General features: G+C 38.3%; 15 protein-coding genes and 1 other annotated feature (1 of these 16 cut by a window edge). Of the genes, 2 read left to right on the top strand and 13 right to left on the bottom strand.

Going from position 1 to position 15,551, the window contains the following annotated elements; translation table 11 throughout:
* Nucleotides 1-8: a binding site (T-box leader), on the bottom strand (it extends 218 nt beyond the left edge of the window).
* A 197-nt stretch (nucleotides 9-205) separates the two neighbouring features.
* From BK575_RS06625 to BK575_RS06610, 4 genes are all read right to left on the bottom strand, one after another.
* The gene (locus tag BK575_RS06625) at nucleotides 206-490 is read right to left on the bottom strand and encodes a CoA transferase (protein ID WP_169907605.1); all 285 of its coding nucleotides are present in this window, start codon (nucleotides 488-490) and stop codon (nucleotides 206-208) included.
* 656 nt (nucleotides 491-1,146) lie between these two features.
* On the bottom strand, nucleotides 1,147-1,332 hold the full coding sequence (locus BK575_RS06620; protein ID WP_078409509.1) for a hypothetical protein: 186 nt from the start codon (nucleotides 1,330-1,332) through the stop codon (nucleotides 1,147-1,149).
* A gap of 329 nt (nucleotides 1,333-1,661) precedes the next feature.
* A complete protein-coding gene (gene pdxS, locus BK575_RS06615) occupies nucleotides 1,662-2,546 on the bottom strand; it encodes a pyridoxal 5'-phosphate synthase lyase subunit PdxS (protein ID WP_078409507.1) in 885 nt (294 codons plus the stop codon).
* 299 nt (nucleotides 2,547-2,845) lie between these two features.
* Nucleotides 2,846-3,424, bottom strand: a complete 579-nt coding sequence (locus tag BK575_RS06610) for a TetR/AcrR family transcriptional regulator (RefSeq protein ID WP_078409505.1) — start codon at nucleotides 3,422-3,424, stop codon at nucleotides 2,846-2,848.
* Between the two features lie 195 nt (nucleotides 3,425-3,619).
* Between BK575_RS06610 and BK575_RS29300 the strand changes: the two genes are divergently transcribed.
* Nucleotides 3,620-3,823, top strand: coding sequence for an IS3 family transposase (locus BK575_RS29300; RefSeq protein WP_139367978.1), 204 nt, complete (start codon nucleotides 3,620-3,622; stop codon nucleotides 3,821-3,823).
* A gap of 356 nt (nucleotides 3,824-4,179) precedes the next feature.
* Here the strand turns inward: BK575_RS29300 and BK575_RS06605 are convergent, their stop codons facing one another.
* From BK575_RS06605 to BK575_RS06580, 6 genes are all read right to left on the bottom strand, one after another.
* Nucleotides 4,180-5,664 (bottom strand): aminoacyl-histidine dipeptidase, encoded by a 1,485-nt coding sequence (locus tag BK575_RS06605; RefSeq protein ID WP_078409503.1) that lies wholly within the window; start codon nucleotides 5,662-5,664, stop codon nucleotides 4,180-4,182.
* A gap of 24 nt (nucleotides 5,665-5,688) precedes the next feature.
* Nucleotides 5,689-6,333 (bottom strand): Na+/H+ antiporter NhaC family protein, encoded by a 645-nt coding sequence (locus BK575_RS06600; protein WP_078409501.1) that lies wholly within the window; start codon nucleotides 6,331-6,333, stop codon nucleotides 5,689-5,691.
* 378 nt (nucleotides 6,334-6,711) lie between these two features.
* Complete coding sequence (locus BK575_RS06595) at nucleotides 6,712-7,956, bottom strand: hypothetical protein (RefSeq protein WP_078409499.1); 1,245 nt, start codon at nucleotides 7,954-7,956, stop codon at nucleotides 6,712-6,714.
* Nucleotides 7,957-7,969: 13 nt separating this feature from the next.
* Nucleotides 7,970-8,788, bottom strand: coding sequence for a hypothetical protein (locus BK575_RS06590; RefSeq protein ID WP_078409497.1), 819 nt, complete (start codon nucleotides 8,786-8,788; stop codon nucleotides 7,970-7,972).
* Complete coding sequence (locus BK575_RS06585; RefSeq protein WP_078409495.1) at nucleotides 8,785-9,474, bottom strand: ABC transporter ATP-binding protein; 690 nt, start codon at nucleotides 9,472-9,474, stop codon at nucleotides 8,785-8,787. Before BK575_RS06585 ends, BK575_RS06590 begins: the two co-directional genes overlap by 4 nt.
* A 12-nt stretch (nucleotides 9,475-9,486) precedes the next feature.
* Nucleotides 9,487-9,861, bottom strand: coding sequence for a GntR family transcriptional regulator (locus BK575_RS06580; protein WP_078409493.1), 375 nt, complete (start codon nucleotides 9,859-9,861; stop codon nucleotides 9,487-9,489).
* Nucleotides 9,862-10,038: 177 nt separating this feature from the next.
* Between BK575_RS06580 and BK575_RS06575 the strand changes: the two genes are divergently transcribed.
* Nucleotides 10,039-10,608, top strand: coding sequence for a hypothetical protein (locus tag BK575_RS06575; protein ID WP_235867323.1), 570 nt, complete (start codon nucleotides 10,039-10,041; stop codon nucleotides 10,606-10,608).
* A gap of 251 nt (nucleotides 10,609-10,859) precedes the next feature.
* On the opposite strand, the gene speB is transcribed toward BK575_RS06575, so the two are convergent.
* From speB to gabT, 3 genes are all read right to left on the bottom strand, one after another.
* Nucleotides 10,860-11,801, bottom strand: coding sequence for an agmatinase (gene speB / locus BK575_RS06570; protein WP_078409491.1), 942 nt, complete (start codon nucleotides 11,799-11,801; stop codon nucleotides 10,860-10,862).
* A gap of 452 nt (nucleotides 11,802-12,253) precedes the next feature.
* Nucleotides 12,254-13,618, bottom strand: a complete 1,365-nt coding sequence (locus tag BK575_RS06565) for an APC family permease (protein ID WP_078409489.1) — start codon at nucleotides 13,616-13,618, stop codon at nucleotides 12,254-12,256.
* Between the two features lie 535 nt (nucleotides 13,619-14,153).
* On the bottom strand, nucleotides 14,154-15,506 hold the full coding sequence (gabT, locus tag BK575_RS06560; protein WP_078409487.1) for a 4-aminobutyrate--2-oxoglutarate transaminase: 1,353 nt from the start codon (nucleotides 15,504-15,506) through the stop codon (nucleotides 14,154-14,156).
* Nucleotides 15,507-15,551 lie beyond the last annotated feature (45 nt).

The raw sequence follows: 15,551 nt of genomic DNA, 5'->3' as shown, positions 1-15,551 counted from the left end.
AAATCTTATATTTTTTGAATATGAAAATAATGATCAAGTGAAACCTTCTATATATACTCCACTTAATAATTCAACACGTTTCATTCCATCAAAAGGGATTCACAATCGATTATCCAGATCACTTGAATCAACCCACAAAGGTCTAGAAAATTTGACATGGCCGTTCTTTGGTCATGTCAAATTTTCTAAATCGATCTACATAGCTTTATACAGCGTTATTTTGAATACCTTCTAAGTTCAGAAGCTGTTTCCACGTATTTTTGCTTTTCGTTTTCAGTTGTTTTTCAATGATTTTAACTAACTCGTCCTTATGTTGCAGCCGGGCTGAATTTGTTTTAAAACGCTCCGATTGCACTAATTCCTTTTTATCAAGCAGAACAGCCAACCTCCAAAACTGTTCATCGTCTCCAAGCTCTATAGCCAGTTTGCCATCACTGGCGTTGAACACTTGCAGATTCACCATTTTGGCTCCATGCACGGATTCTTGCAATCCTGTCTCCCCCTTTTCTTTATATAAACCCATGAAGGTTTTAACATTCATTATTTCATTTTATGTTGATTATGACCTTTTTGCTCTGCAACTTGAATAGATCACAAAGATCGTGAATTCGACATAGGCTTTTTTGCTCATGTCAAATTCGTAATGTGGGTTTATTCAGCTTTGTTGTATCGATTATCTTTCTTTTCCCTCCCTAGTCGGTCTTTTCATTTTTATATATGCAAATTCTGTGCCATTTTTTTAAAACTATAGGGATTATCGCTAAAAAAGCATGCTGAACAATGCTCAGCATACCTTCTCCAACTCATGAAAAGTGCACAATTTTCCTCTCAAATTTTTGGCTGTTCCTTACGTAAAAAAGGTTTTGACTGTTTTTATTGGATCCGCGAAAATTGAATGTAATGAAATACAACGAACCATGCAACCTTATGCCGATTCCCTATATCTTTTCCGCGTAGTAACTCATTGGCTATATGGAAAGACGTCAAAGTCTATGCAAAAATGCATAAATTATTAAATCCTGCATTAGAATCTTTCAATGTACTCTTTTTTCCAGAAAATCTAATTTATCTTTCTCATTATCCTTCGTGATGATGTCGATTCCACTATCAACTTTTTTTCCTCTATTACTTTTAATGCTTCTAAAGCTAATTGATCAGTGGTGGCAAATATACCTTTAAGATTGGGATATGTTTGTAAAATCGTTGTCGCTGCTTCTGATGATAAATCGGCTTTTTAATACCGATCAACTCCGCAATCGAAATCATGACCGGCACTCCGACGCCAATCGTTGCGAAAATAATATGGAAATCCAGCGTTAAAGTCGTTAACATGCGACTCTTTTTTCCAGTAACTGGATAACTTTATAAGACATATCCAGGAAGTAATTAATCCTTTGAGTGAATCTTCATTGGAACGAAAAAGCTTCTAAAAATCCAATATGTATTGATTTATTAAATTAAAAAGCTGTACAATATCTTCGTTCGCAATAAGGAAAGCGATTACATTTTCTATTTCTACTTTCCACCTCCAATCAATATTTAGATGTCACCATAAAATACTCGCAATATCTATGCCAACAAACTCTATGAACATATAAAAACGCCTTAAAAATTAATTTAAGGCGTTTTTATATATAGTGTGATCGGTCACTGTTTGGTTATTACCACCCGCGCTCTTGCATACGGTGTTCTGGTAACAATGTGGAAATCTCAATTCCTTTCATGGCTGTTCCTAAGCCTTTGGAAAGCTGGGCAATTAACTCATAGTCTTCATAATGAGTCGTTGCTTCTACAATGGCACGGGCAAATTTAGCCGGATTCTCTGATTTGAAGATACCAGAGCCTACGAATACACCATCAGCACCTAATTGCATCATTAAAGCTGCATCTGCAGGTGTCGCTACTCCGCCTGCAGCGAAGTTCACAACCGGCAAACGTCCTTCGCGTTTAATCTGAAGTAAAATCTCATATGGAGCACCCAACAATTTTGCTTCGGTCATAATTTCATCTTCGCTCATATGTACTAATTTACGCACTTGAGCATTAACTTTGCGCATATGGCGTACTGCTTCTACGATATTGCCTGTTCCAGGTTCACCTTTCGTACGAAGCATGGATGCACCTTCTCCAATACGGCGAGCAGCTTCTCCTAAGTCACGGCATCCGCAAACGAACGGAACGGTAAATGTACTTTTATTAAGATGATACTCTTCATCTGCGGGTGTTAATACTTCACTTTCATCGATATAATCAACGCCAAGCGCCTCTAATACACGCGCTTCCACGATATGACCGATACGTGCTTTTGCCATTACTGGAATAGAGACTGCACCCATTACTTCTTCTACAATTGTAGGATCCGCCATCCGTGCAACTCCGCCAGCTGCACGGATATCTGCCGGAACTCTCTCTAGGGCCATAACTGCTACTGCTCCTGCTTCCTCTGCAATTTTTGCTTGTTCTGCATTGACAACGTCCATAATAACGCCGCCTTTTTGCATTTCTGCCATTCCACGTTTAACACGATCAGTACCTGTATTACTCATTATCCATTACCTCCAAAATAAGATTAAGATCTTTTAGGTTTTTAATATTTCCAGCAAGAAAATAACCGATTTATTGCTGGTACCAGTTATTCTTAACATTATTAGCTTTTCTACAGATGGCTCGTTTTATCACTTCCTTTTTAGTGTACCAAACAAAAAATGACTGACTATCATTCATTTTACACTGGAGATTCGGAACTTTCAATACGAATTTATGTCTGAAATGAGGGCAGTTATCCCTCGCTTAGACCTCTCAAATCTTGAAGCGTGGGTCTTACTGCCCGTTAATGCGGGATAAATTAGGATAGCGACCTGTGTAAAAACCTAAACAATTGATTTTGTGACTCTTCAAGAGTGATATCCTGATCCTTTGCAATATAAAAGCGTTCAGCGGCATTTTCCACGAGATTAATGATCGTCTTCGCCGTCCATTTCACATTAATATCAGGTGTAATATCATTTTTTTCAATGGCTCTGTGCAATATCTCTTCAAACCATTCATAATATGGCTGATAAACGTTTTCCCATGTTTCCATTGAATAATCAAAAGCAAATCCAGAATAGCAGAGAATCAAAACATCTTTATATTCATCGGTAATGCTATATGTCTCATCGATATAAACTTTTAATTGACTCCAAAAATCCTCCTTACCCGTTACCCTTTTCTTTATCTTTTTTAATGTAGTGGTAAGCAAGTTTTCAGCTATTGCAGGAATTAAAGCATTTTTAGAGTTAAAATATAAATAAAATGTACCTTGAGCCACTCCAGCTTTTTTCACAATATCAGAAATGACTGTTTTGTTAAGTCCTTTTTCTGATATAATCTCAATCGCAGCTTGCAGAATTTTACTGTACTTATCATTTGCGTTTGTTGTCAAATTCCTACCCCCATCAAAGACTGATTATCATTCATTTTACTATAAATACCGAAACCTTATCAAATGAGCATTCAATCATTTGATAAAATATCGTAATGATCACTTACTTCATTAAAAAATTTTATTTAATTACTCATGTCTGCCTGTGTAAACCCCTAACTTGTACTTTTAAGTATTTGCTGAAGAGCTTCTTCTATATTATTTAATTTAAACTCATATCCTTCTCTTTCTAACCCAGCAGCTTTTCATTCCTGCGCAGATGCGTATCATGAGGTGGCTGAATACATGGATTTCTACAACAATCGAAGAATCCATTCGAGTATTTTAGATTTCGCACCAAATGAATTTTATCAACGAAACCAAACAGAAGAGCTAACGATTAAAGAAGTGAGAGTATGAGACAAGATGATTTTCTTGCCTCACTTAAAATAAAAAGCAATTCTATGAAATAATGAGCCGAGAGTAGTATGTATCCAAAATTAGGGGCCACTTCAGCTGCTTAATCTCTTTTTTTATAGTGTCCTTGACATAGGTGCCAGTTTAGTCTGCCCTCCTCCAATATAGAAATTCAAGACTGTCAATCTACAAGATGTTTATTTAAAGAAATTTGAAATACCGTGAAAACAAGAGAAAAAACTTACTTTAATGAGGAAGCTGTTTGGGATGGCATCATAATCTGTCATTGAACAGGCCATGTAGGTTCTATGTCTCCATCAAATAGTTTTTGCACCAGAACCATTTTTCGAGCCTCTTTCCTACATACTATTTTCCTTCCAATTAAATGATTTCATTTCTTTTAGTACTGAAAGGAAATATTTCCAATTATTCATCGTAGAAGGTATATTTAAATGTTCATCGGGAGTATGAACATTGTACATATCAGGACCAATCGAAATAGCATCTAATCCAGGAATTTTCTCGATAAAGATACCGCACTCAATTCCAGCATGCACTGCGATAATCTCAATATCAGTACCATGTTTTTTCTTATAAATTTTTTCAAATAACTTTCGGATGTTTGAGTTAGGATTATATGGCCATTCTGGATAATTGCATTCGGTAGTAAATTGGCACCCCAGTGTATCTGCTACTATTTTGGCTTTATTCACTATATTGTACTTTAGACTTTTTACCGAACTTCTCGTATCACTTTCAAACTTTATTTCTGTATCTACTGTTGTAACAACTCCTAAGTTAGTTGAGCTTTCGACCAACCCTTCTATCTCCATACTCATGCTTTGAATACCGTTTGGAATTAACATCAGAGAGGTAATTGCCTTATGCATTGTTTCTTCTGAAAAAACCTTGGTAAAATCAAACTTTATGTTTTCAAGCCTTATATATACATCCGGGTCAGAAGTTTGCAGCTCGTTTTTTAAAATAACATTCCACTCGTCAATTTTATTTTCTAGTTTCTCAACATTATCTGAATGAAGCAAAATAATTGCATCAGCTTCACGAGGAATGGCATTTACTGCTACACCACCATTGATTTGTTGAATAAAATAAGGGCATTTAGCTAACAAATCGTATAATAACCGACCTATTATTTTATTGGAATTACCCCTTCCCTTATTGATAGATATACCAGAATGTCCTCCCTTTAATCCTCTGACGCTAATACAATAAGCCGATACGTCCTTAGGGGCCTCTTGCCAAACTATCGGAAGAGTTTGGATTACTTTTATCCCGCCTGCACTGCTTACTAATAACTTATTATCTTCTTCTGAATCAATATTAATGAGAATTTTACCGTCAAGGTTAGCAGGATCAACAGCTAAAGCTCCCCCCATAGTGGTTTCTTCTTCTGTTGTGATAACAACTTCAAGGGAAGGATGAGGGATTTCATCTGAATCTAATAAAGCAAGGGCATAGGCTACTGCAATTCCATTATCAGCACCTAATGTGGTATCTGTTGCATATAGCATATCTCCTACAATTCTTAATTGAAGTGGATCTTTTTCAAAATCATGAAGAGTCCCTTTATTCTTTTCACAAACCATATCCATATGCCCTTGGATAATGACGGTTGGTATATTCTCATATCCAGGTGCAGCTTTCTTTTTTATAATGACATTGAATGCTTCATCCTGTATGACCTCTAAATTGCGTTCTTTTCCAAAGCTAACTAAATAATCGCTGATCGCTTTCTCATTGCCAGAACCTCTAGGGATATTTGATATTTCTGAAAAATAGTAAAAGACTCGATGTTTTTTTAATTCTTCTAAACTATTATACAAGTTGATCATCCTTTCACCGTTCAATTACGGTCCATAATTAATAGCTACTGCAATGATAACAAATATGATCTCCAAGCTCAGAATTAAAAGGAAAAGCGGCCATAAAAATTTATACCAACGATCAATTGGCATGCAGGCAATCCCGCATATAACAGCAACAGTATGAGGCCAAAACATATTTGCAAATCCGTCTCCAAATTGAAAAGCTAGAACGGCAATTTGGCGATTCAAATCGACAAGATCTGCTAGCGGCGTCATAATGGGCATTGAAATCGCTGCCGCGGCAGTTGCTGAAGGAATAAATAAATTAAGTAAAGTTTGTCCAATGACCATAGAGCTTGCAGAAATCCAAGGCGATAAGTCCTTTATAACATAGGCCATAGCATGTACAAGTGTATCGATAATGTGCCCTTCTTGAAAAACAACTAATATAGCATTAGCTAGACCAATAATGAGAGCAGCAAATACCATAGTTTTACATGCTTCTATAAAAGTATCTGCAATTTGAGCAAAAGTAAGCTTGTTTACTAAACCTATGACAATCATCATCATAATGAGGACAGCTGATAATTCTGGAAGATACCATTTAAATTTAACTGTTCCCATAATTAAAGTGAGAATGGTACCTATAAACAATTGAGGTATCTTGAAGAAAATAGATCTACACATCGGCTTTACAGAAAAGTTCTTACAAGCAATTAAAAAACCTCATATTTCTAAAATGTGAGGTTACACGAGGCTATGCAAAATATAAAAACGTCTTCCTTTACTACGTTTCCAAAGCTATACCTTTACAAACACAACTTATGAAGCTATCAAACTCAGTAAAATCAAGTTTAAAAAGGTGGCACCACTTATTAAAGTACTGCCACCCGTTACTTTAAGTATAATTATTCACAAATCTGCTTTATGAATCGAACCTGAAAAGGGCCAACCCAAAAGTTCAAATAATGTAAATTTATATTGGCATCATCCAATCACTGGATTCCTTTGACTTCCCCCAGAGGGTGATCCTCCGTATTAGAACACCATTTGTTTCACCTGTTCTTATTTTATTTCCATGTAATGAATGCGGAGAATCCCTTCTATTTCCGTCCCTTTTTTTGCTACCAGCTTACCCTTATACAATTTCTTGCCTGTCATTAAATCGGAAACTACCAGCAATCCCGGTGGCTGTTGCGTCTGGCGGGGATAGCTTTCATCCGCGGAATATAAGTAAATCCGATTGTTCTTTATGATTACCCTAGTGTTAGTGTCTTCAGGCATTTGGCTAGGCACAGTCGGAAATTCGAATGTATTGGTCAATTGCTTGCTTTTTATATCATGCGTTTCAATTTCCAATTTCTCAGTATCCCGATTAATGACATAAATCGAGGAATTATCGTAAAACGACTCGTATCCTGTATAACTAGAATCATTGATAGTACCCGCTTGGATCGTTTCTTGTTTACCTGTCTCCAGGTTATAAGCGATCAACTCGCCGCTCTGTTTATCCATCGTCTTGTTCCCATAGCTGTCGGTGCCTTCTTCAAGATGATATTTTTCATAAACGACATACTGATTTGGATTCCTTATATTGATTTCGTTTAATTTTTGATAATTAATAAAGCTGCTGCCAGCCTTTTCATTTTTAAAAATAAGATTGTCTGCAATGATTTTTTTGCTGGACAAATCGATGCTGTACACATGGACTTCTTTTGGCTGAAAGTCTGAATTCGTATAGAAATCTTGCTCTGTGACCACCTTCAATGTCCGGCCTATCAACTGAACGTCGACTTCACTCATGAATAAGATCGATTTTTTCAGCGGAATTTCAATTTTAAAATCATTCCATTCTCCCTTTTTCTTATCCAGAAGTGAAATGTTGAATGAATACTCTTTCTTTTCGCTGTTTCCTTCTTCCTTAATTGCAGCATACGCCAGAACATCTTTATCTTCATAAAAAGAGGCTGGATCCCACTTTCCCCTCATGAAGGAAGGATATTTCTCCTGAAGATCTCTAATTCCATATATATGTCTATATCTCTCGGTGATTTGTTCGAAAAACGATTGCTCACTGCTGTATTGAATCCGATTATTTGATATATGCAGGCTTTCCGCACTTCCAAAATGGCCAGAACGGTCAAAGGAGCCTTCCAATACGATTGGCATTATTTCACTTTCATCACCAGACTCTTTGACAAATGTAAATTGCGGAAGGCTGCTTGCAGATACTGCATTCTTGACATAAAAAGAACCTATGCTAAGCAAAACCGCTAGAACAATCACCAGCGTCTTCCAATATTGTTTCATACGACCACCCCTCTTACACGGTTATCTTTTTATTTAATAAAAACCTGCTGATGATGATTGACAATACTGTAATCGAAATAAGCAGCACGCCCTCCAACAGCAGCAACTCTTTCGGGTACAGAACATCCTCCACTAAAAACGGTGTTAGAAGCAGCAGGCCGACAAAAATGATAAACAAAATCCCTATCACAATTCCCTTCCACCGGAAGCTTCTCTCGAATAATATCGCGGTAAACAGTAGGAATACAGCCATGATGCCAATGCCATATGACACCAGGAATTGATCGAATGAATACGGTATAATCAAGGACAAAAACCAGAAGCTGTTCAGTGCATGATGATAGTCCGAATAGCCAAGAAACTCTGCCGGCACCAGCGACTCAAAAAGAGTCTGCTGCAGCGGCAGCAGGATCAGCTGAAATGCGATCAATCCAAATACCAACAGGACAATCGCTGTAGCCTTAGCGAAAAAAATGTTGATTCGTTCTGTAGGCAGCATCAGCAGCCGGTAAATGAACGTATTTTTCCCGAACCAGTCACGGTACCAGATCAAAAAGATATACAAAATCAATAAAGCCGAGCTCAACGCGATTGGACCAAGGAACCAGAGGCTAGTAATGATTTGTGAAAAGCTGATCGTGCCATGGCTATTAAGGAATTCTGCCTGTGTTACTGGTTGCTCCCGCATGACCCTATTTGCTTCACTTAAATAATTCTTTGACCTTACAACAACACCGGCGAATTGTGAAACTGCCACAATCGCCAACAGTGATGCAAATAGTTTTGATGCCCTGTTTATTTCGAAATTTACCAATTTAAGATAACGGTTCATCGCAAATACACCTCCCTCATTACATCAACGACCGATTTGCCCTCCTGCATGCGGATTTCCTCAGTGTTGAATTCTTTCAGCACTTTCCCATTTTCGAGCAAGACCGCCTTGTCTATCAAATGTTCAATGTCACCGATTTCGTGCGTAGTGATAATTACGCCCCTGTCTTCAATCAAATGGCTGGCAAAAACGTCAGCGATTTGTTCGCGGCTAAACATGTCAATTCCTGAGAACGGTTCATCCATCAGCACATAATCCACGTCAATGGACAGTCCAAGCAGCAGATTGATTTTAGCTGCGTTTCCCTTTGACAGTTCTGATATGCGGGTATCTTCATTAAGCTTAAAAAATGACAGCAACTGAGAAGCACGATCCGCATTCCAAGTGCTGTAGAAGTCCTTCATGAACATCATCGACTCCTTGATCGTCATGTTCGGCAGCATGGTGATTGTGTCTGGAATGAATGTAACTTTCTCATAGCTGCTTTTTGAAATTGGCGCTTCATCAATCAAGATTTGCCCTCCGGAAATAGGTGTCAAAGCCATAATTGCTTTTAATGTCGTCGTCTTACCTGAGCCGTTGATTCCAATCAAGCAAGTTATTTCCCCTTTGTTTGCGTGAAAGGATAGTCCGTCAAGTACTTTTTTTCTGCCGAATTTTTTTGAGATATTCTTCACTTCAATCACGTTGCCCGCCTCCTACTCCTCCATGCTCACCACATATTTTTTCTTTATCAGCTCCAGCAGTTCATCAACTGGAACATGAATTGGCTTAACCAATTCCAGGAATACATCGATTGCCTGGAGAATCAGCTCTTCCCTCACACCGTTTAAAATCGACTGGTCCGTAGTAATCCGGCTTGGATGATTTCTTTCTGTATGAATCAAACCTTGTTCCTCCATTTCCTTATACGCTCTCTGGGCCGTGTTTGGATTGATTTTCAAACTGGCCGCAATCTCCCGTCGTGACGGCACTTCCTGCCCTGCAACAATTTCACCTGTCGCGATCTGCTCCTTAAAATAGCGGACAACCTGCAAATACACCGGATCGCGGTTATTAAAGGTAACATTCATTTCAACATCTCCTATGCACCCGCACTTTAATATAGCTTAATTGGTAATCGTTAGTGTATGTATTAATCAGTTCATACACTTTATGTGTGTACTATACACTTAATACACCTTTGGCGTCAATAGGTTGTTCCATTTTTTTACACATTATCTTGTGTTCACAAAAGAAAACATGCATAGATGAAAGTTGCTAAATTTACATTAATTTCGATATTTAATCATAATATGGAGATGGGAATTCCAATTTTCTACAAAGGAGATGATTTTTTGTATCCTTACTATTTTTATCGAGTTAACAACTGGGGACAGATTTTAAATTTGTTACATCAAAGTTTATATGCTGAAGAAATGGTATGTGCTATGAGCACTCAACTTTTCCATATACCAAAAACAAAAGATTTAAAAGGGAATCGTGAGATGCATAATCATCTAGTCCCTGCTTCTTATCATCGTGTTACAGCAGTAGGTTCAGCCCAAAGACTAGTAAATGGTGAAGAACAGCAATCCATTATAGAAACAATGGTGGATTGTATAAAAAATGCTGAAAACCAAGATAAAAAAGTGCATGAAGGATTAAAAACGATGGAGGAAAATGCAAGTCCTGAGTTTATAACGTTTATTAAAGTGATTATCAAATGGCAAGAACAAGCAGAATCCTATTTAAATCAAGCAAAAGAATCTTTGCAAACTATGGGAGGTTTATTTCCTGCTGAAAGTGAACAGCAGAGTGAAGAATACAATTTTTATTAAAATATGATCAGGTTGGTCCTAGCAACCAAATACAAAAAGGGGAGGCAGCATGAATGCTGTCTCCCCCTTTTTGACAAATATTTTTTTAATAGGCTATTTACCCAACTCTAGAAACTTGTTTAATCAATAGCTGCGATCAACTGTGTATAATTATGTTGCATTCTCAATCGGTTATCCAAACAACTTGAATCCGCCCTCAAAGGTTAGAAAGTTCGACATGACCGCTCTTTGGTCATGTCGAACTTTCTAAATCAATCTATATCTTCCTTTATCTTTAAAGCAATTAAACTAGCAAAATCATGGACAATCGTTGCGGCTAAAAGTGTCGTGATTTGAGTAGGATCATATTGAGGTAAAACCTCCACCACATCAAACCCAATATAATTAAACCCTTTAAGGGATCGAATCATTTCCAGTGTTTCTCTACTGCTAAATCCTCCCACTTCAAGTGTCCCTGTTCCCGGAGCACATGAAGGATCCACAAAATCAATATCAAAGGTTAAAAAAACAGGCGTGTCACCAATTACTTCTCTCATTTTATGAATCACTTTTTCAAACCCTTGTTTTTGCAAATCTGATGTTGTAATGACGTTAAAGCCTAAATCGTGACTGCCTTTTACATCACCAGGATGATTTAATGTCCCTCTAATGCCTATTTGAAACACTTTTGATGAATCCAATAATCCTTCTTCATGAGCTCGGATAAAGGGGGAACCATGCCAATATTTCTCTTCATAATAAGTGTCCCACGTGTCAGTATGGGAATCAAAGTGAATCATCGCTACAGGTCCATGTACTTTTGCGGCTGCACGTAAACTTGCCAATGTTATAGAATGGTCGCCGCCTAATCCAATTGGAACAATGCCTTTTTTCATTAACCCAATAACAGCCTCTTCCATTAGGTCATAGCTGCGGTGGATATTATGGGGAATGACGGATACATCCCCTATGTCAATCGCATTTGTATCTTCAAATGGATATACTTCATGAATCGGGTGATATGGAAACAATGTCATGGAAGCCTGTCGAATCGCCTGCGGCGCAAATCTGGCGCCCACACGAAATGAAGCGGCGGTATCAAATGGCATTCCAAGAATAGCAACTTTGGCATTAGCTTTTTCTTGCGGTAAACGAGCAAAGGATCCTATTGTACAAAACTCAGGTTTTACTTCTGGCGAAAGTGGATATTTCATAGTATCTCCTCCAAGTGTTTTTTCAATTGTTATGAATATTCGATGATACCAAGCGATAAAAAATCTAAAATCATCGAGAGTAAGACTGCAATTAAAAATGTTTTTCGGAGCATACTTAAAACCTATCCTTCCTTTAATAATTATTTGAATGATAAGGATAATAAACCAGAAATGACTGACTATCATTCATTTTATTATAAAAACCCCTTGAATTCCAGTTTTTTTCTCAAAGAATTAAAATAATCTGAATATTAAATGGAAACTTCATTTTCCTAATGGGCTTATTGTTTGTATTTATATAAAAGTTGAAGCAGCTATACTTTATGAACAATAATGATGTCACTCCTGCTGCTTTAACCACTTCAACTTGAAAATACGATTTTATTGAACCTCTTCCATATAATAATCTTCATCTTCATTTTCTCTCCAAATAAAATGCTAAAGGCGTCTGCTTAAGCATCCTTTTGTACGTACAGCTGTGTTTTTTCCATCTCGAATTGGGGCGGTGCCGAACGAAATGCTTTTGTGATATATAAGAGATAACAAAAACCAATGGCAGCCCAACTAAGCCCCAGTATAAATGAACTGGTCTCAAGATTGACCCATAGTACTCCGACTAAGCCTGCACCAATTAACGGCAATACAAGATAGTTAATAAATCCTTTTATTGTTTTATGTTCCTTTTCACGAATCACAAAGTGATTGATAACAGACAGATTGACAAAGGTGAATGCGATCAGGGCTCCAAAGTTAATAAGTGAAGTCGCCATTACTAAATCCAAAAATATAGCGGACAAAGAAACAATCCCGACCAATATAGCGTTAAACGCAGGGGTTTGCCACTTTGGATGGATATAGCCAAACCATTTCTTCGGAAATACATTATCACGTCCCATAACATACAAGAGCCGTGAAACGCTGGCGTGGGACGCCATCCCTGATGCAAGTGTATTGATGAACGTTGTGCACAGAAAAATCGATTGAAACAGCTTGCCACCTACATAAAGAGCAATTTCCGGCAAAGCGGCCTCCGGATCATTGAATCTGGACATGTCCGGAAAGAACAATTGGATAAAAAAAGAGGCTGTGATGAAAATGACTCCGCCCCAAAGTGCCGTGAGAAAAATCGCACGCGGAATCGTCTTTACTGCGTTCGGCGTTTCCTCCGCAAGAGTGGTAACGGCATCAAACCCTAAAAAGGAAAAACATAGAACAGTTGCGCCGGCCACTAATGCCGAAAGCTGTATATCATCCGTAAAAAATGGCTGTATCGTCAACACCTCTCCTGTACCTTCTCCGTTATGAAGCCCCCTTACAACCAAAATAACGAACACTGCCATAATGGCGATTTGAATGAGGACAAAAACCGTGTTGAAGTTTGCCAGTACTTTGACACTCCTTAAGTTTAAAAAAGTGACAATCCCTACAAAAACAATGACCCAAATCCAGGAAGGGACTTCCGGAAATAAAGCAGAAAGATAGAGCTTTGTCAGCAATGCGTTAATCATGGGCAAAAATAGATAATCCAGTAAAGATGACCATCCTACAAGAAAGCCAAGATGTGGATTTATCGCCTTCTGTGTATACGTATAGGCAGAGCCCGCTGTCGGGTAAACTCTCACTAGTTTCCCGTAACTAGCTGCCGTAAACAACATGCCGATTAGGGCTATCATATACGCTGTAGGAACATGTCCTTTAGTCATCTCTGAAACAATACCGAATGTATCAAACACAACCATTGGTGTCATATATGCTAATCCCATCATTACAACTTGCCATAATTTTAACGACTGCTTCAACCGATCCCCATTCCCCATATATCATTCCCCCTTGGTAATTTAAATTGAAGAAACTTTCGGAAAATTTTTGTCCTTCTCCTCTGAAAAGCTTTTACAAAACACAATATTGATTAACTCCCCGTTATGATAAGTTTCTCTTTATTAACTGAATGAAATTCATTCATTAAACAAACATAACAAGAATGATAGCGAGCAGTAATATCGTTAAAATATAGAAAAGTCAGAAAATTTACTAGTTAAAATATAGACATGTTTTTGATTTTATCCCACCACTTTGTAAGATTTTCTAACACATATTATTATCTGTTTCTTAGCTATTCGTGTCTTTCCTTATTTATCAGCAGATACAAAGCATAGCCAGTCATAGTGAATCTTAAATGCTTAATTCCGAAAGGCTTGGAAATATTAGAGGACACACCTGTACCTCACCTGTTGCCAGATTAACCACTTTTGTAAAATCTTCATTTACATCGCCTATCCACTTTCCATCAATCTACATTGGAAAAAGCTTATAGTTTTGTTCTATTTTACTCACCTCTTCCCCTCCTCTGCATTACGTATATTGTGGTGCTATCACGGCTTCAATCGATTCCTCGAGAATCGTTAATCCTTCCTCGAGCTGCTCATTTGTTATCGTGAGAGGCATCAAAATACGAAGGACATTGCCAAATATACCGGCACTTAAAAGAAGCAGGCCCCGCTCATTGGCAGTTTTGACGATTTTCCCTACGGTTTCTTTATCTGGTTTTTTGCTGTCTCTATCTTTTACGATCTCCATGGCACACATCGCTCCAAGCCCCCGAATATCACCGATTTGCTCAAAACGGTTCGCCATCTGCTCCATCTTCTCTCTCACTCTTTTTCCTATTTGTTCCGCTCGTTCGTTCAACCCTTCTGTTTCAATGATATCCAAAACGGCAAGAGCAGCACGGCACCCCAGCGGACTTCCTGAATAGGTGCCGCCCAATTCTCCTGAATCGGCTGCGTCCATGATTTCTTTCCTTCCGATCACACCGCTGATTGGTACTCCCGCTCCCATCGATTTAGAGATGGTGATCAAATCAGGCTCAATCCCAAAATGGTCAATCGCAAAATACTTTCCTGTCCTTGCAAATCCGGTTTGAATTTCATCGGCGACAAATAGAATACCGTGTTCCCTGCAAATTTCATGTACTCGTTTCACAAAAGCCTGATCCGGTACAATAAAACCGCCCTCTCCTTGTACAGGTTCCATCACAACCGCTGCAACCGTCTCTGGTGCCACTTCCGATATCAGAAACTGTTCGAACTGCTCAATGACAAAAGCGCTGTACTGCTTTTCACTCATTCCCTCGGGACGTCTATATACATAAGGGTAAGGGGCTTTATATACTTCAGGAGCGAACGGACCGAATCCATATTTATAAGGCTTCACCTTGCTTGTCATCGTCATGGTCATTAATGTTCGTCCATGGAAACCTCTTGTAAAGGAAATGATCCCTTGACGCTTCGTATATTTGCGGGCGATTTTCACGGCATTTTCCACCGCCTCAGCACCGCTGTTAAAAAAGGCCGCCTGTTTCGGAAAATCTCCGGGCGCAAGCTCTATCAACTTTTCAGCAAGCTCAATATAAGACTCATACATCATGACATTAAAACCGGTATGAATAAAATTGCTTACCTGTTCTTGAAGAGCCCACACTACCCTTGGATGAGAATGACCGACATTGAGGGTTCCAATCGCACCTGCAAAATCGATATACGAGTTTCCATCCACATCCTCCACACATGCTCCTTGTGCCTTTTGTACAAAAGCCGAGCAGTTGTTGCTGATTCCTTTTGGAACAACTCTTTTTCTGCGCTCCAGTAAATCCCGGGATTTCGGTCCGGGAATAGCTGTATTTATTTCTGCATGTTTTTTCGTCACCTTGAATACACCGTCCTATAACTGATCCATTGAATTGGTTTCTAA

Source organism: Priestia abyssalis, assembly GCF_002019595.1.
In the GTDB taxonomy this organism is placed as follows: domain Bacteria; phylum Bacillota; class Bacilli; order Bacillales; family Bacillaceae_H; genus Bacillus_BA; species Bacillus_BA abyssalis.
The sequence above is the reverse complement of the archived record's forward strand: the minus strand, read 5'-3'. Positions and strand labels throughout refer to the sequence as shown.